This window comes from Microbacterium sp. NPDC090007, assembly GCF_044748345.1.
In the GTDB taxonomy this organism is placed as follows: Bacteria; Actinomycetota; Actinomycetes; order Actinomycetales; family Microbacteriaceae; genus Microbacterium.
Map to the genome: position 1 here is coordinate 899933 of NZ_JBIVFV010000001.1, position 21115 is coordinate 921047.

The window sequence follows — 21115 nt, forward strand, 5'->3', positions numbered from 1 at the left end:
GGTGATCCGACGGCTCAGGCGATGGGCGATCTGTGTCTCGAAGACGAGAAGTCGATCCACCGGCTCGCAACCGTTCGGGCGCCCTTCGTCCTCTCTCTCGGGGTCAGCGGCCTGCGGCGGAGGAAGTTGTACGCGCCGTAGGGGCCCGACTGGTCGCCGGCCCGCTTGCCGCGTCAGCGCCCGTCGACGAACGTGCGCACCGCGGCGGCCGCCTCGGGCGCGGCCCGGTACACGTGCTCGGCCCCCGGGAAGACCCCCTCGCGCACCTCGCGCGCGTAGGTGCGCACACCCTCGACCATCGCATCGCCGACGGCCGCGTACGTCTTGACGAAGACGGGGGAGTGTCCCTCGGTGATGCCGAGCAGGTCGTGCATGACCAGCACCTGCCCGTCGGCCCCTCCCGCACCGATGCCGATGACCGGGATGCGCAGCGCGCGCCGGATCTCGGCGACGACCTCGGCGGGCACCGCCTCGATGACGAGGGCGAAGGCTCCGGTGGCCTGGACGGCGAGGGCGTCTCGGGCCACCCGGACGGCGTCCTCGGTGGTGCGGCCCTGGGCGCGCAGTCCGCCCAACGCCGTGGCGGTCTGGGGGGTGAGGCCGACGTGACCGACCACGGGAATGCCGGCCTCGACGATCGCGCGCAGCCGCGACAGGCGCGCGGGGTTCGCCCCCTCGATCTTCACGGCATCCGCTCCGGCTTCGTGCACGAAGCGGACAGCGGTGGTGACGGCCTGCTCGTCGCTGACCTCGGTCGACCCGAACGGCAGGTCGCACAGCAGCAGGGGCGTGTGCACCGCGCGGCGCACCGCCCGGGACAGCAGGAGCATCTCGTCGACGGTCACCGAGGTGGTGTCGGGGTGCCCCAGCACGACCTGGGCGCCGGAGTCGCCGACCAGCACGATGTCGACGCCGGCGCGTTCGGCGACGCGACCCGAGACGAAGTCGTAGGCCGTCACCATGACGATCGGCGTCCCCTCGTGGGCGAGGGCGCGCACGCGGCGCAGGGTCACGGGGGTGGTGGTCACGGGGTGTTTCCTTCGATGCGGATGCGGTCGTCGACGCCGGGCGTCAGGATCACGTTGTCGATCAGGCGGACCGACCCGACCCGCACGGCCACGACGAGCACGGCGGGCCGTTCCACCCGGGCGATCGGAGCGAGGTCGTCGGCGTCGACGACCTCGACGTACTCGGGGTCCAGGCCGGCGGCGGTGAGGGCGCCGCGCACGTCGGTCTCGAGCAGACGGGCATCGCGGATGCCGTCGGCGAAGGCATCCTGAGCCCGGCGGAGCGCCCGCGGGATCACCGACGCGAGCCCGCGCTCGACCGCGGTGAGTCGGGTGTTGCGGCTGGAGCGGGCGAGGCCGTCGGGGTCGCGCGATGTCGGCAAGGCGCGGATCTCGACGGCGAGGCCGAGGTCGGCAACCATGCGGCGGACGACGACCACCTGCTGGGCGTCCTTCGCGCCGAAGTAGGCGTGATCGGGCTGCACGGCGATCAGCAGCTTGGCGACGACCGTGGCCACGCCGTCGAAGTGCGACCGGCCGCGCCGTGCGCCCTCGAGCGTGCCGGTGATCGTCCCGTCCACCGAGACGGTCGTGGCGAACCCGGTCGGGTACACCTCGGCGACCGAGGGCGCGAAGATCAGATCGACCCCGGCCGCGGCGGCGAGGGCGACGTCGGTCTCTTCGGTGCGCGGGTAGGCGGCGAGGTCGGCGGCCTCGCCGAACTGCGTCGGGTTGACGAAGATCGACAGCACCACGACCGCGTTCTCGGCGCGCGCGGTGCGCGCCAGCGACAGGTGGCCCTCGTGCAGGGCCCCCATGGTGGGGACGAACCCGACGGCGTCGCCGCGGTGGGGGGCGAGGGCGGCGCGCAGGTCGGCGACCGTGCGGACGATGCGGGCGCTCACGACGACACCCCCGTGAAGCCTCGCGGGGCACCCGCCGGGGCGCTGCCGGTGGTCGAGGTGCGCGCCGGATCGGTGGGGTCCGCGCCCGCTGCGGGGGCCTCGGTCCGCGTGAGGCGGGCGAGGTCGCGGGTCGCGTCGACGAGCGCGTCGAAGAGCGGCAGCCGCTCGGGCAGGCGTTCGCGGACGGCCCGACGCTGACGGGCGACGGTCGCGTCGTCGCCGCGCGCGACCGGACCGGTGAGGGCCGCAGCGGCACCGTGCGCGGCCCAGTTGTCGACGGCGGCGCGCACGAGGGGCACGAGGGCGGAGCGCTCGACACCGGCGGTCGCCGCCAGCTGCTCGGCGATGCCCTCGAGCGTCACCAGGAAGTTCGCCGCGACCGAGGCGGCTGCGTGGTAGGCGGGCCGGTCTTCGTCGCGCACGCGGACCGTCGTCATCCCGAGGACGCCGGCGAGGCCCGACGCGACGGCGAGGGCGGCGGGCGTCGTCGCGGCGACCGCGGCCGTGACTCCCGCGAACGAGGAGCCGGCACCGGTCACCGTCATGAGGGGATGCAGGCCGAAGGCCTGGTGCGGATGAAGCACCGACAGGTCGAGGGCTCCGGAGAGGTGACCGACCGTGCGCCCGGGCGTCAGCGCGCCCGCCGCCGTGGCGATCTCGGCGTCGGGCACGGCCAGCAGCACCACGGGGGCCTCGATCCCGGTCGCGCCCCGACCGGCGGGACCGTGCACGGCGACGCCGGCCGCTGCGAGCGCGGCGACGAGCGCGCGGCCCATGCGTCCGTCACCGACGACGAGGACGGGTCCGAGCGGGGCCGGCGGAAGGGGGGAGGCAAGCGGGTTCATGAGCGTGGGGCGGCGCCCGTACGGGCGGCTTCGCCGATCTCAACCGTACCCGCTCGTGCGTGCGAGCAAGCGCGGCCGAGGTCTCCTCAGCGCACCGCCGGCTGCTGCTGCGTGATGCAGTGGATGCCGCCGCCCCGGTCGAACAGCGGTCGGGCGTCGACCGACACCACGCGCCGGCCGGGATAGGCCTGGCCGATGATCTCGCGCGCCCGCCCGTCCGCCGTCTTCTCGCCGAAGCCGCACAGGACGACGCCGTCGTTGGTGACGAGGTGGTTGATGTAACTCCAGTCGACCCAGCCGTGCGCGTCGCGCAGGGTCGTGGGCGCGGGGACGCCCGTGATCGTCACGGCGCGACCGCGCGCCGCGAAGGCGTCCGAGAGTTCCTGGCGCACCAGGCGCGAGACCTCGAAGTCGGGGTGGGACCGGTCCAGCTGGTCATGCACCAGCACGTGGTCGGGGGTGGCGAAGGTCGCGACGATGTCGACGTGCCCATTGGTGCCGAACTCGTCGTAGTCGCGGGTGAGGCCGCGCGAGAGCCACACGGCATCCGTCGCCCCGATCGTGCGGAGCATCTCGGCTTCGACGCGAGCGCGATCGGCGTGCGGGTTGCGGCGCGGGTCGAGCTGCACGGTCTCGGTGAGCAGCACGGTACCCGCACCGTCGACGTGCAGGCCGCCACCCTCGGCGACGAGCAGCGAGTCGACGCGTTCGGCGTCGACGTGCGCGGCGACCACCCGGGCGAGCTGCGCGGACTTCTGCCACTCGGCCCAGTCGGGGGCGCCCCATCCGTTGAAGATCCAGTCGACGGCGCCGAGGACCCCCGGGCGGTCCGGATCCACGACGAAGGTCGGCCCGACGTCGCGCATCCAGAACTCGTCGAGCGGGGCCTCGACGATCTCGATCTCGGACGAGAGCATGCGCCGGGCGCGGGCGATCTCGCTCGGGTCGACGACCATGGTGACGGGTTCGAACTGCGCGACGGCGTGGGCGACGTCGGTCCAGGCGCGGTAGCCCTCGGCGCGGGTGTCATCGCCCTCGCCGAGGGTGACACCCTCGCGGGGGAACGCCATCCACGTGCGCTCGTGCGGGGCGGTTTCGGCGGGCATGCGCCACATGGCGGACTCCTCGGGTCGGTTCGGGTGCGATGTCGGGGCGGGATGGATGCCGGGCGGAGGCGAGACGGGGTCAGAAACCCGTGGTCAGCACGCGGTCCAGCGCGTCGACGAAGACGTCGACCGAGGCGCGCGTGACCACCAGCGGCGGCTTGATCTTGAGCACGTTCTGGTGGTCGCCGGTGGGCTGCATGATCACGCCCAGCTCGCGCAGGCGGTCGCAGATCGCGGCGGTCTCGACGGTGGCGGGCTCGAGGGTCTGCCGATCGAGGACGAATTCGACGCCGAGATACAGTCCCGATCCGTGGACGGTGCCGATGAGGGGGTGCTTCTCGCCGAGCTCCTCGAGGCGTCGCTTGAGGTGTCCGCCCACGACGCGGGCGTTCTCCTGCAGGCCCTCGTCCTGGATCACGTCGAGCACGGCCATCCCGATCACGGCCGAGACGGGGGATCCGCCCGTCGACGAGAAGAAGTACCCGCCGGTGCGGTAGCGGTCGGCGACCTCGCGGCGCGTGATGACGGCGCCGAGGGGGTGTCCGCCGCCGATGGACTTGGCGACGGCGACGATGTCGGGCACGGCATCCTGCTGCTGGAAGCCCCAGAACCACTCGCCGAGTCGGCCGTAGCCGACCTGCACCTCATCGGCGATCGCGAGACCGCCGTGCCGACGGATCGCGGCGTACACCTCGCGCAGGTACCCGTCGGGCAGGGCCACCCCGCCGGCGTTGCCGAAGTAGGTCTCGGCGATCATGCCCGCGGGCGGGCGACCGGAGGCGGCGAGCTCTTCGATGACGGCGACGGCCTCGGGGGCGTAGTCGACGGCATCCGCCCCCCGGTGCGTGCCGCGGTACGAGTTGGCGGCGTCGACGGTGTGCACCCAGTCCGGGCGCGTGGCGAGGGCGTTGGGGTTGTCGGCGATCGAGGTCGACACCGCATCGCTGGCGTAGGTCCAGCCGTGGTACGCCTCGCGCATCGCGACGATGTCGGGGCGACCTGTCGCCGCCATCGCCAGACGGATGGCCAGATCGGTGGCCTCGGACCCGGAGTTGACGAAGAACACCGTGTCCAACTCCTCGGGCAGGGTCGCGGCGATCCGGTCGGCGTAGTCCGCAACGGCGCGGTAGTGGAAGCGCGAGTTCGTGTTCAGCAGATGCATCTGCCGGGATCCCGCCTCGACGACGCGGGGGTGGGCATGACCGACCGAGGCGACGTTGTTGACCATGTCGAGGTAGACGCGGCCCTCGACGTCGATCAGGTGCTCGCGCCAGCCGCGTTCGATGCGCGGGGGAGCTGCGTAGTAGTGCTCCTGCACCTCGGCGAGCACGGCGTGGCGGCGGGCGAGCGAGTCGTCGGCGTCGGCGTGGGCGGCGGGCAGGCCGAGCGCAGCGCCGGGGTCGCCCGCCACGCGGCGCCACGCGTCGGCGAGGGCGCGCGAGGTGCGCAGCGGGGGCACGTGAGCCCCGACGGTGCGCCGCAGCGACAGGCGGGTGCGGGCCGGAAGGGCTTCGGATGCCGCGTCGGCGGGGATCCCCGCGATCGTCAGGGTCCCGGCATCCACCGTCACGGTCCGCAGGGCGTCGTCGATGCGCGCGACGTCCGCGAGAGGCGCGGGCTCGGCGAGCCACACCAGCAGGTCGGTCGGCACCGTCTCATCGGTCGAGGGCAGCGGATCGGTCGTTCCCGTCAGGCGCGCGCGCCAGGCGGGAACGGTCACGATCTCGGCGCCGGCGTCGAGGGCCGCGAGGGCGGCGCGGTCCAGGACCCCCGCGTCCATCCACGCTCCGGCGTCGTTCAGGGGCGACTCGGTCGACGCGTCGAGCTGCACGTGGCGCCCGACCGCCAGCACCGGCGCCGCGGCCCACGCCGGCTCGGCCGGGAGCGCGCGTCCGAGGGCGGCGCGGGTGGCCGCGGTCAGGACGGGGATCGGCACGGATGCCGCCTGCACCAGGATGCGGAATTCGCGGTCGAGAGCGACGGAGGCGTAGTCGTTGGAGTCGTCGAGGCGCACCTGGGCTCGTCCGCTCAGCACCAGGACGGCGCCGCGCAGGATGACGAGCGGCCATAGCGCCGTGATCTCGTCGTCGGTGAGGTCGCGCAGACGGTCGAAGGCCCGGATCGCGGGGAAGGCGCTTTCGGGCGTCGCGCCGTCGTGGTGCAGGACCGACGACACGGTGACGGCGATCTCGCCCACGCGCCACGAGGCGCACACGTCGCCGAAGTCGATGACCGCGTCGGGAACCCGCGCGCCGGGTGCGCGCAGCACGTTGTCGTCGGTGACGTCGAAGTGCCCCACCTGGATCGGCAGGGCGTCCTGCACGGGGGCGAGGGCCGAGCGGGCCGCGTCGGCGGCGCGCTGCACGACGCCGCGCACCTCGGCATCCGGCTCGAGGGGGAGCAGGGTGTCGACCACGCGCGCCGCGTGGCGCAGGTCCCACTGCAGCACGCGACCGCTCGCGGGGTGGACGAAGTCCGCGAGCGACAGGCTGACGGCGCCTGAGAGCGACCCCATCGCCTCGACAGCGGCCGGGGCGAGGTACCCGGAGCCCATGAGCGTGCGTCCGGCGATGTTCTCGATCACGCGGGCGTGGATGCGTCCTTGGCTGGACTCCCACCACGTCGACATGGCGCCGCGGGGACCCTCGACGATGCGGGGGATGCGCACGTGCGGGCTCCGCTCGGCGACCAGGGCGGCCGCGGCATCCTGCATGTCGATCTCGGCCTCGCTGAAGACGGGGTTGCTGAGCTTGAGAACCCCCAGCGGCTCGTTCGACCCGCGCGCGAACACCCGGAAGTTCTGGTCCTGCTGGCTTCCGAGTGCCTGCACGTCGATGTCGACGCCGAAGGACTCGGCGAACAGCGATCGCACCTCTTCGTCGGAGAGCGTCGGGGTGGGCAGGTCGACCTGGCGGAAGTAGTCGAAGACCTGGATCGGGGATGTCTCGGTCACGGCGGTGTCCTCGGGTGATTCGGGGGTCACAGGGGCGAGTCGGATGCCGTGCCGACGGCGCCGGCGACGGCTCCACGGGCGTCGCGGACGGCCAGGACGACGAGCGGCGCGAAGGGGGCGATCCAGGGGCTCACGGCCTCGGCGTCCGCGTCGGAGGAGAGCGGAACGGTGGCCGTCAGGCGGTCACCCGCGAGTTCGGCGGCCGCGCGCTCGCCGTCGACGTACACGGCGTACTCGCTGGCGGTGCCGCCGCTCACGGTCGCGGCGACGGTGAGTCGGTCGCCGTCGCGGACGACCTCGTCGATGACGACCGACAGTTCGCCGTCGGCCGCGCCGTGCGGTGCGGCGAAGAGGGCCTCGTCGGGCAGGGCGGGCGTGCGCGGGGGAGTCGTCCGGCGCGCGCCGAGGGCGGTGACGGCCCGGGCGAGCTGCACGAGCCGGGTGTCGCTGTAGGCGGGCCCGGCGAGGGTCAGGCCCACCGGCATCCCGGTGTCGGCCATGGTGCCCATCGGGACGGTGACGGTGGGGATGCCGAGATGACGCGGCACGAGGTTGCCGTTGGACACCCACACGCCGTTGCGCCACGCGATGTCGGCGGAGGCGGGGTTCACGTCGGCGTCGGCGGGGCCCACGTCGGACTGGGTGGGGAAGATGACCGCGTCGATGCCCTCGGCGCTCATCCACTCCTCGACGTCGACACGGCGCGTGTGCTCGAGGCCGCGCAGCCCCTCTTCAAGGCTCGCCACGTCGCGCCAGTCGGGGTCCCACTCGCGGGCGCGGGCGACGTAGTCGCCGATGTCGTAGGCGATGTCGTAGTGCCAGATGCCGTACCGGTCGGCGAGTGCCCCGGGCGGGTGGGGGAAGATGCGGTCGGCCTGCGCGTCGGCGAGGCGCGGCAGCGCGGGGTCGCCGTTGGTGCGCAAGAAGGTGTCCATGGCCCAGACCGCGAGGTCGCCGACCTCGTCGTCGAGGAACTGCCGGGTGACGAAGCCGCGATCGAGGAAGTCCTCGTCGCCGTCGTGGAGCTTCTCGTAGCGGTCGACCGCGGGGAAATCCGTCTCGATGACCTCGGCACCGGCGGCCTCGAGGTCGGCGCGCAGCGCGTTCCACAGCGCCATCACGCTGTCGCGCGTGACGATGGGCGAGGCATTGTCGGGGTCGCCGTTGATGTAGACGCGGGGGACGGCGAGCCGCAGCCCCGCGAGCGGCAGGGACTCGAGGCCGGCGTACGACTCGGGGCGCACCTCGGACGGGAGCGGGAGCGCGACGAAGGGCTGCGTGCGCCACAGGTCGCCCGCGGTCTGCGGGTCGTCGGCGACCACGGCATCCAGGACGTGGGCCATGTCGGCGATGGTGCGGGTGTGCGGAACGACGACGTCCATCGTGGGCACGAGCGGCCAGTTGCCGCGCACCGAGATCACCCCGCGCGAGGGGGTGTAGGCCACGAGGGCGTTGTGCGAGGCGGGGGCGCGCCCCGACGACCAGGTCTCTTCGCCCAGGCCGAAGGCGCAGAAGCTGGCGGCGGTGGCCGTGCCCGAGCCGTTGGACGACCCCGAACCGAAGGCGGATGCCAGGTACTCGCCGTTGTAGGGGGACTCGGCTCGTCCGTACACACCGCGCTGCATTCCGCCCGCGGCCATGGGCGGCATGTTCGTCAGGCCGAGGAACACCGCGCCGGCCTCGCGCAGGCGCGCGATGGCGAAGGCGTCGTCTCCGGCGATGAGGTCTCTGAAGGCTGGGGATCCGGATGCCACGGGCAGGCCGGTGACGCGATAGCTGTCCTTCGCGGTGAAGGGGATGCCGTCGAGCGGTCCGCGGGCGGCGCCCTGCGCGCGGCGCCGGTCGCTCGCGCGCGCCTCGTCGAAGGCGTGGGGGTTGAGGACCGGGACGCTGTTGAGGCGGATGCCGGAGCGGTCGTAGGCCGCGATGCGGTTGAGGTAGCGGGCGACGAGCTCGACGCTGGTGATCTCGCCCGCGTCGAGGGCGGCGCGCAGGCGGTCGATGTCGGCTTCGACGACGGTGAGAGCCTCAGTGGTCATGGCGGTAAACATACACCGTTTGTTTTAAGTGTGCGAGAGTTGTCTCGAGAGACCGTGACGACACGCACTCGCACCGCCCCGGGGAGGCCGACATCGCCAGACCGCACACGCCGTTGCTCAACCGCGACCTGATCGCGCGCACCGCCCTCGCGCTCGTCGACCGACACGGGACGGACGGGGCCAGCATCCGCCGCGTCGCCGCCCGGCTGGGCGTCAACCCGGCCTCGCTGTACAACCACGTCCCCAACCGCGCGGCGATGGTCGAGGACGTGCGGGCGCTGGTCTCGGCCCACATCGACTCGAAGCCGCTGCGCGAACTCCCCTGGGAAGACGCGTTGCGTGCCTGGGCGCGGTCGTACCGCCGGGCGTTCGCCCGGCACGCGCGCGTGGTCCCACTGCTGATGACCGAGCGGGCGTCGGCACCCGTCCTGCTCGCCCAGTACGAGGACTTCGCCGCGGCCGCCGAGGCCGCGGGATGGACGCTGCGCGACGTCATCCCGTTGCTCACGGCCTTCGAGTCGTTCATCCTCGGCAGCGTCCTGGACATGTCGGGCCCCGCGGTCGTGTTCGACCCGACCGGGCAGGAGCAGGACTTTCCGCGCTTCTCGGCGGCGTTCCAGACCCTGGCCGAAGAGGACGCGGAGGACCCCGTGGCCACCCGGGCGTTCGAGCTCGGCCTCGACATGCTGATCGCCTCGGCGCGGCCGCGCTGAGCCGCGGTCGAGTTCCTCCGTGCGCGGGTGGATAACGCCGTCGGCGTCGGACGGACGCGCGGGAACGGCCGGGGCGTCGAAGGCAACGGCTTCCCCTCGTCGCGTCGCGGCTGGCACGATCCAAGGATGGATGCCACCACCGACGAGCCCGCGCTCCTGCCCGATCGCCCACGGGTCGACCACCGCCGGCCCGTGGCTCTCGTGGTCGGGGTGGTGGCGACCGTCCTGTTCGTCGCGCTGCGCCTGACGGTCGACCTCGACGGGGGCGCGCCTCTGGCGCTGGACCGGTGGTGGGACGACGCGATGGCTGCGGCGGCGAATCCGGTCGCGGTCATCGTCGCCTGGGTCCCGGCGATCGTGGGCGGCACGATCGGCATGATCCTGATCGGCGTGGCGACCACCGTGGTGTTCCTGTGGGCCAAGCGCCCCTGGGACGCGCTGAACGTCGCGGCATCCATCGCGATCGTCGTCCTGATCGGTGCTCCGCTCGCCGCGGTCATCGCCCGTGCCCGTCCCCTCGACTCGCTCGCCGAGATCCAGGCGACGTCGTTCCCCTCGGGGCACACCGCGGTGGCGACGACGATCGCCGTGACCCTGGCGCTGATCCTGCGGCGCCGGTGGATCTGGGGCGCCGGGGCGGTGTGGGTCGTGCTGATGATGTGGAGTCGCACCTACCTGCACGCGCACTGGCTGTCGGACGTGACGGCGGGCTTGTTCGAGGGGGTTGCCGTGGCAACCATCGTCTGGGCGCTGATCGAGGTGTGGCGCGCTCGTCGTGCGCAACGGGGGGTCGAACGGGCCGGCTGAGCGTTAGCCTCGCCGGATGAGTTCTGCAGCCGCCTCTGCCTCCTCCGCCGCCGACAAGGCCCAGGATTCCGCCGCCTTCCGCGTCGCGGCGCGGATCGGATACGTCGTCCTCGGACTGCTGCACCTGCTGATCGGGGCGATCGCCATCTCGATCGCGACCGGATCCGGGGGCGACAACGCCGACCAGAGCGGGGCGGTGCAGCGAGTGGCCGAGGCGCCCGCGGGCATGCTGCTGCTGTGGGTCATCGTGATCGGTCTCGCCGCCCTCGCGGTGTGGCAGGTCGCGGATGCCGTGGCCGAACGCGATCCGGACGGCAAGAAGCGCTGGGCGCACCGCGCCAAGTACGTGGGAACGGCGGTGGCCTATGCAGCGATCGGCGTCACGGCCCTGACGGTGCTGACGGGCGGGCGCTCCGACTCGGGCGAGCAGACCCGGACGCTCAGCGCACAGTTGATGGCGTCGCCCGGCGGGTTGGTGATCCTCGTGATCATCGGCCTCGTCGTCACCGCGATCGGCGTCGCGTTCGTCGTCCGCGGCATCACCAAGGCGTTCATGAAGAACATCTCGAGTCCCGGCGGTACCACCGGGCGGGGTATCCGCACCTTCGGGGTGGTGGGATACGTCGCCAAGGGCATCGCCGTGGGGGTGGCCGGCATCCTGTTCCTCGTCGCCGCCTTCACCCACGACCCGAACGCGGCGGGCGGCCTGGACGCGGGTCTGCGCGCGCTCGCGGACCTGCCGTTCGGGCAGTTCGTGCTGTGGTTGGTGGGAGCGGGCCTCGTCGTCTACGGGCTGTTCTGCTTCGCCCGCGCCCGTTACGCCCGGATGTGACGCCGCGGTCACCGGAAGCGCTGCCGGGCCCCGGCGACGAGCAGCGGTGCGGCGACCCGGTGAGTGCGGGGGCAACCCCCATCCGCCGTCCAGGTGGGTCGGATAAGCCGGAGGTACCGCACGGACGAGGAGACCCCATGACCGACAGCTCTTGTTCCCGGCGTCATCGAGCGGGGCTCGCGGGCCTCGCCGTCGTCGCGTTGACCGCGCTGGCCGGATGCGCGCCGGAGAGGCAGACGGAGGCGGCTCCTGCGGTTTCCCGTGCGCCCTCGAGCGGTACGGCCGCCGAAGCCACGCCCTCGCTCGGTGAACCGACCCCGGTGGTCGAGGGCCTGACCACGCCGTGGTCGGTGGCGTTCGCCGACGGTACGGCCCTGGTGAGCCAGCGTGACACCGGCGAGATCCTCGAGGTGCTCGACGGCGGCACGCGCGTGGTCGGCGAGATCCCGAGCGCGACGCCGGGCGGCGAGGGCGGATTGCTCGGCATCGCGGCCCGCGACGGATACCTCTACGCGTACGCCACCACCGCGGACGACAACCGCGTGCTGCGGCTGCCGCTCGAGGGGGCACCGGGGGCGCTGCGCCTGGGGTCGGCGCAGACGGTGATCGACGGCATCCCCTCGGCGAACATCCACAACGGCGGGCGCATCGCCTTCGGACCCGACGACATGCTGTACATCACGGCGGGCGACGCGTCCGAGCCGGATGCGGCGCAGGACCCGGATTCCCTCGGCGGCAAGATCCTGCGGGTGGCGCCCGACGGTGCGGTCCCCTCCGACAATCCATTCGCCGGCTCGCCCGTGTGGAGCCTCGGCCACCGCAATCCGCAGGGGATCGGGTGGGATGCCGCGGGCACGATGTACGCGTCGGAGTTCGGCCAGAACACATGGGACGAACTGAACGTCATCGCGCCCGGGGCGAACTACGGCTGGCCCGAGGTCGAGGGCATCGGCGGGCGGGAGGGGTACGTCGATCCCGTCCAGCAGTGGGCCCCCGCCGAGGCGAGCCCCAGTGGACTGGCGGTGGTGGACGGCGCGGTGGTGATCGCGAACCTGCGCGGACAGCGCGTTCGCGTCGTGCCCACGGGCGATCCGTCCTCGGCCGCGGACTTCTTCGTCGGCGAATTCGGCCGGCTGCGCGACGTCGTCGCCGCGCCGGACGGGAGCCTCTGGGTCGTCACGAGCGACACCGACCGCAGCGGCGGCGACACCGACGCGATCCTGCGGGTCCCACTCGAGCGCGACTGAGGGTGGTCAGGGGGTCAGCACGGTGACCCCCGCCTCGGCGAGGGCCGCGGCGAGCTGCGCCGACGGCGGAGCGTCGGTGATGAGGTAGTCCGCCTTCTCGAGTGGGGCGATCTGCGCGAACAGGCGACGGTCGAGCTTCGTGGAGTCGGCGAGGATCGCGATGCGATCGGCCTTCTGGATCATTTCGGTCATCATCGTGGCGTCGCCGAGGTTGCTCGTGGAGAAGCCCGAGCCGTCCACCGCGCCGACGGCGATGAGGGCGTAGTCCGCACGGATATCGACGTCGGGGGCGTGGGAGTTCGTGGCGAGGGTCACCGGTCCGGTCGTGGCCTGCGTGATGGTGCGCACGGCCCCGCCGAAGATGAAGAGGTCGCGGAAGACCGACGGCGAGATCTCGGCCGGGATCCGCAGATTGTTGGTCGCGATGGTCAGGTCGCGGTGGTTGCGCAGCGCACGGGCGACGGCGAGCGTCGTCGTGCCGGCGTTGAGCATGAGGACCGACCCGTCCTCGACGAGGTCGACGGCGAGCGCGGCGATCCTCTCTTTCTCTGCGGTCTGCATCTGCAGGCGCACGTCGAGCCCGCGGTCGCGGCCGGGGACGGACATGGCGCTGACGGCCCCGCCGTGCGTGCGCACGACGATGCCCTCGCGATCGAGCTGGTCGAGATCGCGGCGCACCGTGTCGATCGACACGCCGAAATGCGAGGCGAGGTCGACGACGGTGACCTGTCCGGTGTCGGCGACGTAGGCGGCCAGCTCGGCCTTGCGGCCTGCCGGCAAGCGCCGCTTCGTCATGGCTGTGGGTGCGTCCATGCCGTCATATCTAGCACAGCGTCGCAGGGAAATCAGCAGAACGGGTGGGAAAACAGCAGGTAACGGCAGTTGAATCCCCGAAAGGCCGCCGTTGTCTGCCGCGATTGTCACGAATGTGCATCGCCATCTTGACCGCTGCCGCAAGACGGCGCATACTCGTGCTGAAAGATGCAAGAACGCGCAGAACAGCGCGAAATGCAGCAAATCTCAACGAGGAGAAACGATGGACAACAGCGGGCGCCGGCGTCGGAACGCCATCAAGCTCGTCGGTGCCGCAGCAGCGGCCACGACCCTCCTGGCCATGGCGGGGTGCTCGTCGAGCGGCGCCACTCCCGCCGAGGGTGGAGACGTCACGATCGAGTTCGCGCAGTGGTGGGAGCCGGAGCTCGGCGACGGCGAGTTCCGGGGGTTGATGGACCAGTTCGAGCAGGAGAATCCCGGCATCACGGTCGACCTGGTCAGCGGCCCCTACGCCTCGACGAAGGAGCAGCTCTTCGCCGGGGCCGCCTCGGGCACCATGCCCGACGTGGTCGGCCTCGACGGCGCCTGGGTGAGCGACTTCGCCCAGCAGGGCGTCATCGCCGACCTGTCGCAGCTCATGAGCGACTCCGGCTACGACGAGAGCCAGCTCGCCAGCCAGATCAAGGTCGACGGAAGCACGTACATGATCCCCGTGGTCAACTTCGTCTACCCGATGTTCACCAACGACGGACTGCTCGCGCAGGCCGGGGTCACCGCCCCGCCCTCGACGCGCGCCGAGTTCGCCGACGCGGCCAAGAAGATCTCGGCGCTCGGCGGTGACGTCTCGGGCTGGGTGCTCCCGCTCTCGCTCGAAGCCCCCAACGGCGTGCAGAACGACGTCATGTCGTGGGTCTGGGCCTCGGGCGGTTCGATGCTCCAGGACGGCCAGCCCGACCTGACCAACTCGGACGTGGAGTCGGCGACCGACTTCATCCAGCAGCTGTGGGATGACGGGGTCATCGCTCCCGGATCCTTCACCATGAAGGAGCAGGACAAGGTCGAGGAGTTCACGAACGGCCGGGTCGGCATGATGATCGACTCGCTCGCCCACATCAACCTGATCCGCGAGTCCAACCCCGACCTGCAGTTCTCGATCTCCGCGATCCCCGCCGAAGAGGGCTTCTCGGGCGAGCGCGGCATCCCGTACGCCTCATGGGGCATCGGCGTGGCCGAGAACTCCGAGCACAAGGACGCCGCCTTCAAGCTCGTGCAGTTCCTGATGGGTAAGGACGTCAACAGCGAGCTGTCGACGATGGCGAAGGCGTTCCCCGGCAACACCGAGAGCGTGCCGACCTTCGTCGAGGACGACGAGCTGTTCCAGACGGCGTTCGACATCTACACGGAGGGGTACCCGGCGAACGAGTTCACCGGCCTTCCCGTCGCCGAGGAGCTCATGCGCCAGTTCGGCGAACAGTTCCAGTCCGCGCTCGACGGGCAGCAGTCGCTGAGCGACGCGCTGCAGAAGTCGCAGGACGAATGGACGTCGGAGTTCTGATCCGACGCTGACCCGGGATGCCGCACCGCTCAGCGGGTGGTGCGGCATCCCGCTCATCGAAAGCCGCACACCATGACCATGCGCACCCTGACTCCCCCCGACACCGAGGTGATCGTCACCGGGCGACCGGCTTCGCGCCGCACCCGGCAGCTCCGCAAGGCGGGCGAGGCGTACGTCTTCCTGTCGCCCACCCTGATCCTGCTGTTCGTCCTGATGATCGTCCCGATCGTGATGGTCATCGGCTACTCCTTCCAGGACAACGTCATCCTGAACAGGAGCCCCGAACTGGTGGGCGTCGACAACTACGTCGCGATCCTCACCGACCCGGGCTTCTGGAAAGCCACCGGCAACACCCTCTTCTTCACCCTGACCAGCGTCGCTGCTCACCTCGTCCTGGGGCTGGCTTTCGCCCTCCTGCTCAACAGCCGTCTGATCGGCGCCGTGCCCCGCGCCATCTTTCGCGGCCTGTACGTCCTGCCCTGGCTGTTCACCGTCGCCGTCATCGCGGTGCTGTGGCGCATGCTCCTGGCCCCCAACGGGATCATCAACTTCCTGCTCGACACCGACATCGAGTGGCTCGCCTCGCCGTCGCTGGCGTTGGGAACCGTCACCTTCATCAACATCTGGGCCGGCTACCCGTTCTTCATGGTGAGCCTGCTCGCGGGGCTGCAAGGCATCCCCAGCGATCTGTACGAGGCCGCGACCGTCGATGGGGCCAGTCCCGTCCAGCGGTTCTGGAACGTCACGGTCCCCCAGCTGCGCCCGATCATCGTCAGCCTCGTGCTGCTCGACCTGATCTGGACGTCGCAGCAGTTCGCCCTGATCTGGCTCACCACGGGCGGCGGTCCCATCGACGTCACCGAGATGCTCAGCACCTTCACCTACAAGCTCGCATTCGCGCAGTACGACTTCTCCATGGCCTCCACCTCGGCGGTGCTGGTGCTGGCGATGTCGATGATCGTCGCGGTGCTCTACGTCCGCCACCAGAAGGCGAGGGACTGACATGGCCCTGACCACCCCCGCGCGCCCGCGCGTCACGCCCGTTCCCGCGCGGCAGCGCGCACCCCGCACCGTCGCGCGTCGACGGATCGCCTCGGCCGGCGTGCTCATCGGTCTTCTGCTCGGAGCCGTGTTCGCGGCGGGCCCCGTGCTGTGGATGCTGTCGAGCTCGTTCAAGTCGAACACCCAGATCTTCGAGCTGCCGCCGCGCCTTGTCACCGACACCTTCTCGTTCGACGCGTACGCGGCGATCTTCACCAACCCCGAGACGGTGCGCTTCTTCATCAACAGCTACGTCGTGGCCGGGGCGGTGACGATCCTGACGCTCCTCGTCGCGATCCAGGCGGCCTACGCCTTCAGTCGCTTCGAGTTCCGCGGCAAGCGCATCGTCAACGTCATCATCGTCAGCGTCCAGGCGGTGCCGCCGATCACCCTGCTCATCCCCTACTTCGGGCTCATGGTCGGACTGGGCCTGTACAACACCTACCCGGGCCTGATCTTCACCTACATGGTGTTCACGCTGCCCTACGCGATCATCATGATGACCGGGTACTTCAACACCCTGCCGAAGGAGCTCGACGAAGCCGTCCGCGTCGACGGCGCCGGTTCCTTCACCGCGCTCTGGCGCGTCCTCGTGCCGATCTCGATCCCGGGGATCGTGTCGGTGGGCATCTACACGTTCATGATCGCGTGGAACGAGTTCCTCTTCGCCCTGACCCTCACGCGCACGATCGACATGCGCACGGTGCCGATCGGCATCCAGTTGCTCATGGGGCAGCACTCCTACGAGTGGAACCAGATCATGGCGATGAGCATCCTCGGCTCGATCCCGGTACTGGTTCTCTTCCTCTTCTTCCAACGCTTCTTCATCAGCGGCCTCACGGCCGGCTCGGTGAAGAGCTGATCCTGCCTATCCACCCCTACCAAGGAGAAATCCGTGCTCTACACCGGCAAGTCCATCCTCGACGTGGCGAACGCCCACAGCTTCGCCATCCCGGCCTTCAACATCAGCGACTGGGCGATGTTCACCGGGATCATGGACATCAGCGAGGAGAAGAACGCTCCGGTCATCATCGCCGTCCACCCCGACGAGGTCTCGCACATCACCACCGACCTGCTCCCCGCGATGCACGCCCGCGCACACCGCTCGAGCGTCCCCGTCGCCATCCACTGGGACCACGGGGGGACCTACGACCAGATCGTCACGGCCATTCAGGCGGGCTTCACCTCGGTGATGATCGACGCGTCGCTGGAGCCGTTCGAGCAGAACGTCGCCCTCACCCGCAAGGTCGTCGAGGCCGCGCACGCGGTGGGCGTGCAGGTCGAGGGCGAGCTCGGCACGATCGGTGCGAACGACAGCTACGGCGAGTCGGGCGCGGCCGAGATCATCTACACCAACGTCGACGACGCGGTGCGCTTCGTCGAGCAGACGGGCGTGGACAGCCTGGCCATCGCCATCGGCACCTCGCACGGGCTCTACCCCTCGGACAAGAACCCGGAGCTGCGCCACGACCTGCTCGAGCAGATCAAGGCCGCCGTCGGCATCCCGCTCGTCCTCCACGGCGGGTCCAGCAACCCGGATGCCGAACTCGCCCGCGCCGTGTCCCTCGGCATCAACAAGATCAACATCTCCAGCGACATCAAGGTGGCCTACCACGACCGCATGCGCGAGGTGCTCGGCACCGACCGGCGCCTGCGCGAACCCAACGCGATCCAGCCCGAGTGCATCGCGGCGATGAAGGTCACCGCCGCCGAGAAGATCGACCTGTTCGGCGCCGCCGGCAAGGCCGACCTGTACTGAGGGGAAGTGACCGGCGTCATGGCGCACGACCTCGTCCTCGGGCTCGGCGGGACCGTCGACTACGAGATCCGATGGGATGCCGAGGTGCTCACCGCTCTCGCTCGGGGACACGGCATCCGCTTCGACGAGCTGACCACCACGACGCCGATCATCGACGAACGCGCCCTCGTCGTGACGGTGCTCGCCTTCCTCGCCGCCGGCGGGGGAGGCGAGCGCTTCGTCCTCTCCAGTGAGATCGTCGAGGCCTTCTCGCGGCATTTCGACACGAGGATCACCCTCGGCGGAACGGGGGTGCGCGCGGGCATCGCCCTCGACCGCATCGGCGTGCCGACCGTCCAGCACCTCGTGAGCATCGACGACAACGTCCGACGCCTGCTGCCGGCGTCGATGCGGGTGGTGTCGTCGGCCACCCGCGACACCCTGGATCCCCACCTGATCGTGCAGTACCCCGAGGGGGCGACCGTGCGGCTGGCCGACGGCCAGGTCACGGCGCCCGCGTCGAACCGGATCATCTTCGCGAATGACGCGCCGAACCGCGAGATGGCGATCGCCGCCGACCTCGGCGAGGCGCTCGCGCAGGCCTCGGCGTTCCTGGTGTCGGGGTTCAACACGATGCAGGACGCCGAGCTGCTCGAACGGCGCCTGGTCGACCTCGCCCACGCCATGCGCCGCCTGCCCACCGAGGCCCTGGTCTACTACGAGGACGCCGGGTTCTACCGGCGAGAGCTGTCGGTGCGGGTGCGTCGACGACTGCTCGACCGCATCGACGTGTACGGCATGAACGAGGACGAGCTGCAGGAGTACCTCGATCGTCCGGTCGATCTGCTCGCCCCCGACGACGTGGTGGCCGCGCTCGCCGAGGTGCACCGCATCATTCCGGCCCGCGCACTGGTCGTGCACACGAAATACTGGGCGATCGCGGTGGGCCCCGCCGCCGCGCGGCATCGGGTGGCGCTCGAGAGCGCGGTACGCACGGCCGCGACCCGGTACCGGCTCGGCGACGCGTGCACGGCCGGCGATCTGGACGAGACGGCGCGGCTGCCGCGGCACGAGGGCGGCAGGGCGGTCGTCTCCGCGGTCGAGCGGGTGCTGCCGTCCGCGGGGGTCGCGGCCCATGTCGTCGACACCGCACACCCCACCACGATCGGTCTCGGCGACACGTTCGTCGGCGGGTTCCTGGCCGCCGTACCCTCGGCAGCGCGTCTCGCGACCGCCGCGTCGCTGGAGAGGGCTCTCGACGCCGCGTGCGCGGGCCGTTGACCGCCGTCGACCGGCCGCTCGGGCGCCGGGCCGGGGGTCACCGCGCCGCCGTGTCGGCATCCGGATCCGAGAACGGTCCGCACGCCGCGATGACCCGTCGCAGGCTCACCGCCGCGTCCCACGCGTCGAGCGGTTCGTCCTCGGGGGCGAGGTCGCGCAGGCGATCGGTGTATCCCGTCAGTGCCGCCTCGGCGTCGCGCAGGGGCGCGACGGTCGCGTCGGGCCAGGGCGGGGCCGTCACCAGCCGGGCGACGGCCTGAACGGCCTCGGCGAGCGAGCGACGCGTCGATGGCGGCACACGGGTGTCGACGCCAGGGCCGGCGGTGAGCCGGCCGAGCGCCGCCGACAGTTCGCGCGTGGCATCGGCGATACCCGTGAGAGCGTCCAGGCGTCGGCGGTTCAGATCGCGCGGAGCGTGCAGACGCCGGCCGCGCGGGTTGTAGCGGCGGCTCTCGTCGGCCAGGTCGACCTCCTCGCGCACCTCGGCCAGGGTCGCGGTCAGCGATGCCGTCGCCGCGTCGGCGACGTCCGGCGCGAAGGTCCGTCCGGCCAGCGCGTCCGCGATGCGGTGCAGGGCCGCGCCGAGGTCGTCACGCAGAGCGGTGAGGCGGTCGTCGGCGCGCGCCACCCGCAGCGGGGGCACGACGACGAGGTTGACGACGACGCCGACGATGACGCCGAAGGCCATGGTGATGAGGTACGAGAGGGAGTAGCCGTCGGGGTCCGCTCCGCCCAGGAGCAGAACGAACAGGCCCGCGATCGCGACCCAGTCGCGTCCGACCCCGAGGGCGCGAACGCCCGCCAGCAGCACGCCGATCAGGATCACCGCTGCCACCGCGACGATCCGAGGCAGACCCGTGCCCACGACCGCGAGGCTGCCCAGACCCAGGCCGATCCCCAGGGCGAGGCCGACGATCGCCTGCAGACCGCTCGATGCGGAGCGCGCGACCGTGGGGTACATGCTCACCAGCACGCCCAGCGGGGCGTAGTACGAGTACTCGCTCTGGGCGAGCGGGACGAACGGGGCGAGGTACCACGCCAGCGCCGCGGCGGCCGCGGTCTTGGCGGCGAGGAGCAGACGCTCGGGCGCCACCGCGTCGGCCCACCATCGTCGGGGGTCGAGGGCGGCGGGCACGTTCACGAGGGCTGAGTGCGGGGGCGAGTCGGCACCCTCCCATGGTGCCGCGGCACGTCGGCCCGACGGAGGGGGTTGCCATCGTCGGGGCCGGTGGTATCTCTCAGCCCTTCGGCCGATAGGCCCGCCACAGCACCTTCGCGTGACGCGCCTTGGCGCGCTCGACCCCGCCCTCGTCCCTGCGGGCCGCGCTGATCCACTCCGCGAAGCGGCTCGCCATCGCCCCCAGCACCATGCTCAGGTCCGCGTGCGCGGCCGGAGGGACCGCGGCCTCGGCCGCCGGCATCCGCCCCTTCACCGGCAGATCGTCGTCGATGTGGCGCACGACCAGTCGCGCGACGCCCACCGCGTGGCTGTTGACGACGCAGTGCGCCGCTCCCTCGATCTCCCACCGACGCGCCTCGTGCGCGCGGGCGACGAGACGCGAGTGCAGACGGCGGGGCGAGGGGCGGTCGAACTCACCGCGGAGCAGCAGCAGGCGGGCGCGGCCCAGACCGATGCGGTCCGAGATGCGGTAGCGCAGCATGTGGGGCAGCACCTCGAGGAAATAGAGCATGCCGCACAGGAGGTAGGCCGAGAACGCCAGGAGCGCGATGTGGATGGACTCGCGCGCGGTCGACTGCACGAAGCGCACCGCCTGCACGAGGGCGTTCGCCTCGGACTCGTCGACGACGGGGCTCACGAGTACGGCGTGCGACAGCTGCGGACGGCGCGAGAGCACCTCGGTCACGACCTGCGTCCCCATCGAGTGCCCGAGCAACACCGGGTCGTCGAGCCCGTAGGCATCGAGGACCCCCTCGACCTGGTCGGCGAAGAAGGACGCGGTGGGCTGTTCCCCGGATGCCGGGACCCCGCCGAATCCGGGGAGATCGAGGCTGTAGACCTCGCCGTGTTCGGCGAGCAGCGGCGCGAGGAACTCGAAGTAGGTCGCGGCGACGCCGACGCCGGCGACGAGGACGAACGCGCGATCGGATTTCACCCCTGTCGACGTCCGAGTCACCCGTGTGCGCACCCCGTCGCGGCGATGGGTCTCGACCTGGACGTCGATGGGCGCGGAGTCGTCGGTCATCGGACAAGCATCCCGCACCCGCCTGGGCGCCCTGTCAATCCCGGGGTATCGCGACGCTGATCGCGCCT

Annotated in this window: 17 protein-coding genes and 1 pseudogene; 9 read left to right on the top strand and 9 right to left on the bottom strand. The window is 71.4% G+C overall.

The annotated features are described in order from the left end of the window. Window positions 1-173 precede the first annotated feature (173 nt). The 6 genes and pseudogenes from panB to ACIPVB_RS04235 form a co-directional block, all read right to left on the bottom strand. Window positions 174-1028 carry a 3-methyl-2-oxobutanoate hydroxymethyltransferase gene (gene panB / locus ACIPVB_RS04210; protein ID WP_400367249.1) on the bottom strand — a complete coding sequence of 285 codons (855 nt, stop codon included), beginning with the start codon at window positions 1026-1028 and terminating at the stop codon, window positions 174-176. After that, entirely contained in the window at window positions 1025-1912 is an 888-nt protein-coding gene (gene panC / locus ACIPVB_RS04215) for a pantoate--beta-alanine ligase (RefSeq protein WP_400367251.1), read from the bottom strand. Before panC ends, panB begins: the two co-directional genes overlap by 4 nt. After that, window positions 1909-2757, bottom strand: coding sequence for a DUF2520 domain-containing protein (locus ACIPVB_RS04220; protein WP_400367253.1), 849 nt, complete (start codon window positions 2755-2757; stop codon window positions 1909-1911). Before ACIPVB_RS04220 ends, panC begins: the two co-directional genes overlap by 4 nt. An 86-nt stretch (window positions 2758-2843) precedes the next feature. Further along, a complete protein-coding gene (locus tag ACIPVB_RS04225; RefSeq protein ID WP_400367255.1) occupies window positions 2844-3872 on the bottom strand; it encodes an agmatine/peptidylarginine deiminase in 1029 nt (342 codons plus the stop codon). Window positions 3873-3942: 70 nt separating this feature from the next. Continuing rightward, window positions 3943-6816, bottom strand: coding sequence for an aminotransferase (locus ACIPVB_RS04230; protein WP_400367257.1), 2874 nt, complete (start codon window positions 6814-6816; stop codon window positions 3943-3945). Between the two features lie 365 nt (window positions 6817-7181). Beyond that, window positions 7182-8855, bottom strand: a pseudogene (locus tag ACIPVB_RS04235) (amidase); the annotation flags it as partial. A 113-nt stretch (window positions 8856-8968) separates the two neighbouring features. Here ACIPVB_RS04235 and ACIPVB_RS04240 point away from each other — a divergent pair. The 4 genes from ACIPVB_RS04240 to ACIPVB_RS04255 all read left to right on the top strand — a co-directional run bounded on the left by ACIPVB_RS04240 (window position 8969) and on the right by ACIPVB_RS04255 (window position 12454). Next, the gene (locus tag ACIPVB_RS04240) at window positions 8969-9568 is read left to right on the top strand and encodes a TetR/AcrR family transcriptional regulator C-terminal domain-containing protein (protein WP_400367259.1); all 600 of its coding nucleotides are present in this window, start codon (window positions 8969-8971) and stop codon (window positions 9566-9568) included. A gap of 126 nt (window positions 9569-9694) precedes the next feature. Then, entirely contained in the window at window positions 9695-10375 is a 681-nt protein-coding gene (locus tag ACIPVB_RS04245) for a phosphatase PAP2 family protein (RefSeq protein WP_400367261.1), read from the top strand. A gap of 16 nt (window positions 10376-10391) precedes the next feature. Then, on the top strand, window positions 10392-11207 hold the full coding sequence (locus ACIPVB_RS04250; RefSeq protein WP_400367262.1) for a DUF1206 domain-containing protein: 816 nt from the start codon (window positions 10392-10394) through the stop codon (window positions 11205-11207). Between the two features lie 137 nt (window positions 11208-11344). After that, complete coding sequence (locus tag ACIPVB_RS04255; RefSeq protein ID WP_400367264.1) at window positions 11345-12454, top strand: PQQ-dependent sugar dehydrogenase; 1110 nt, start codon at window positions 11345-11347, stop codon at window positions 12452-12454. A gap of 6 nt (window positions 12455-12460) precedes the next feature. Here the strand turns inward: ACIPVB_RS04255 and ACIPVB_RS04260 are convergent, their stop codons facing one another. Beyond that, window positions 12461-13267, bottom strand: coding sequence for a DeoR/GlpR family DNA-binding transcription regulator (locus ACIPVB_RS04260; RefSeq protein WP_400367266.1), 807 nt, complete (start codon window positions 13265-13267; stop codon window positions 12461-12463). Between the two features lie 223 nt (window positions 13268-13490). On the opposite strand from ACIPVB_RS04260, the gene ACIPVB_RS04265 reads away from it, so the two are divergent. From ACIPVB_RS04265 to ACIPVB_RS04285, 5 genes are all read left to right on the top strand, one after another. Next, complete coding sequence (locus ACIPVB_RS04265; RefSeq protein WP_400367268.1) at window positions 13491-14783, top strand: ABC transporter substrate-binding protein; 1293 nt, start codon at window positions 13491-13493, stop codon at window positions 14781-14783. A gap of 72 nt (window positions 14784-14855) precedes the next feature. Then, window positions 14856-15785 carry a carbohydrate ABC transporter permease gene (locus ACIPVB_RS04270; protein WP_400367270.1) on the top strand — a complete coding sequence of 310 codons (930 nt, stop codon included), beginning with the start codon at window positions 14856-14858 and terminating at the stop codon, window positions 15783-15785. Between the two features lies 1 nt (window position 15786). Beyond that, a complete protein-coding gene (locus tag ACIPVB_RS04275) occupies window positions 15787-16686 on the top strand; it encodes a carbohydrate ABC transporter permease (RefSeq protein ID WP_400367272.1) in 900 nt (299 codons plus the stop codon). Window positions 16687-16719: 33 nt separating this feature from the next. Further along, window positions 16720-17583: a ketose-bisphosphate aldolase gene (locus ACIPVB_RS04280; protein ID WP_400367275.1), complete on the top strand. Its 864-nt coding sequence runs from the start codon at window positions 16720-16722 to the stop codon at window positions 17581-17583. 6 nt (window positions 17584-17589) lie between these two features. Next, complete coding sequence (locus ACIPVB_RS04285) at window positions 17590-18843, top strand: ADP-dependent glucokinase/phosphofructokinase (protein WP_400367277.1); 1254 nt, start codon at window positions 17590-17592, stop codon at window positions 18841-18843. 37 nt (window positions 18844-18880) lie between these two features. Here ACIPVB_RS04285 and ACIPVB_RS04290 read toward each other — a convergent pair whose 3' ends face one another. Continuing rightward, window positions 18881-19984 carry an FUSC family protein gene (locus ACIPVB_RS04290; RefSeq protein WP_400367279.1) on the bottom strand — a complete coding sequence of 368 codons (1104 nt, stop codon included), beginning with the start codon at window positions 19982-19984 and terminating at the stop codon, window positions 18881-18883. Window positions 19985-20081: 97 nt separating this feature from the next. Then, complete coding sequence (locus ACIPVB_RS04295; protein WP_400367281.1) at window positions 20082-21047, bottom strand: alpha/beta fold hydrolase; 966 nt, start codon at window positions 21045-21047, stop codon at window positions 20082-20084. Between the last annotated feature and the right edge of the window lie 68 nt (window positions 21048-21115).

Coding starts and splice junctions, on each gene's coding strand:
- ACIPVB_RS04220 (WP_400367253.1), bottom strand. CDS start 2,757: ATGAACCCGCTTGCCTCCCCCCTTCCGCCGGCCCCGCTCGGACCCGTC.
- ACIPVB_RS04225 (WP_400367255.1), bottom strand. CDS start 3,872: ATGTGGCGCATGCCCGCCGAAACCGCCCCGCACGAGCGCACGTGGATG.
- ACIPVB_RS04245 (WP_400367261.1), top strand. CDS start 9,695: ATGGATGCCACCACCGACGAGCCCGCGCTCCTGCCCGATCGCCCACGG.
- ACIPVB_RS04250 (WP_400367262.1), top strand. CDS start 10,392: ATGAGTTCTGCAGCCGCCTCTGCCTCCTCCGCCGCCGACAAGGCCCAG.
- ACIPVB_RS04255 (WP_400367264.1), top strand. CDS start 11,345: ATGACCGACAGCTCTTGTTCCCGGCGTCATCGAGCGGGGCTCGCGGGC.
- ACIPVB_RS04260 (WP_400367266.1), bottom strand. CDS start 13,267: ATGGACGCACCCACAGCCATGACGAAGCGGCGCTTGCCGGCAGGCCGC.
- ACIPVB_RS04265 (WP_400367268.1), top strand. CDS start 13,491: ATGGACAACAGCGGGCGCCGGCGTCGGAACGCCATCAAGCTCGTCGGT.
- ACIPVB_RS04270 (WP_400367270.1), top strand. CDS start 14,856: ATGACCATGCGCACCCTGACTCCCCCCGACACCGAGGTGATCGTCACC.
- ACIPVB_RS04275 (WP_400367272.1), top strand. CDS start 15,787: ATGGCCCTGACCACCCCCGCGCGCCCGCGCGTCACGCCCGTTCCCGCG.
- ACIPVB_RS04295 (WP_400367281.1), bottom strand. CDS start 21,047: ATGACCGACGACTCCGCGCCCATCGACGTCCAGGTCGAGACCCATCGC.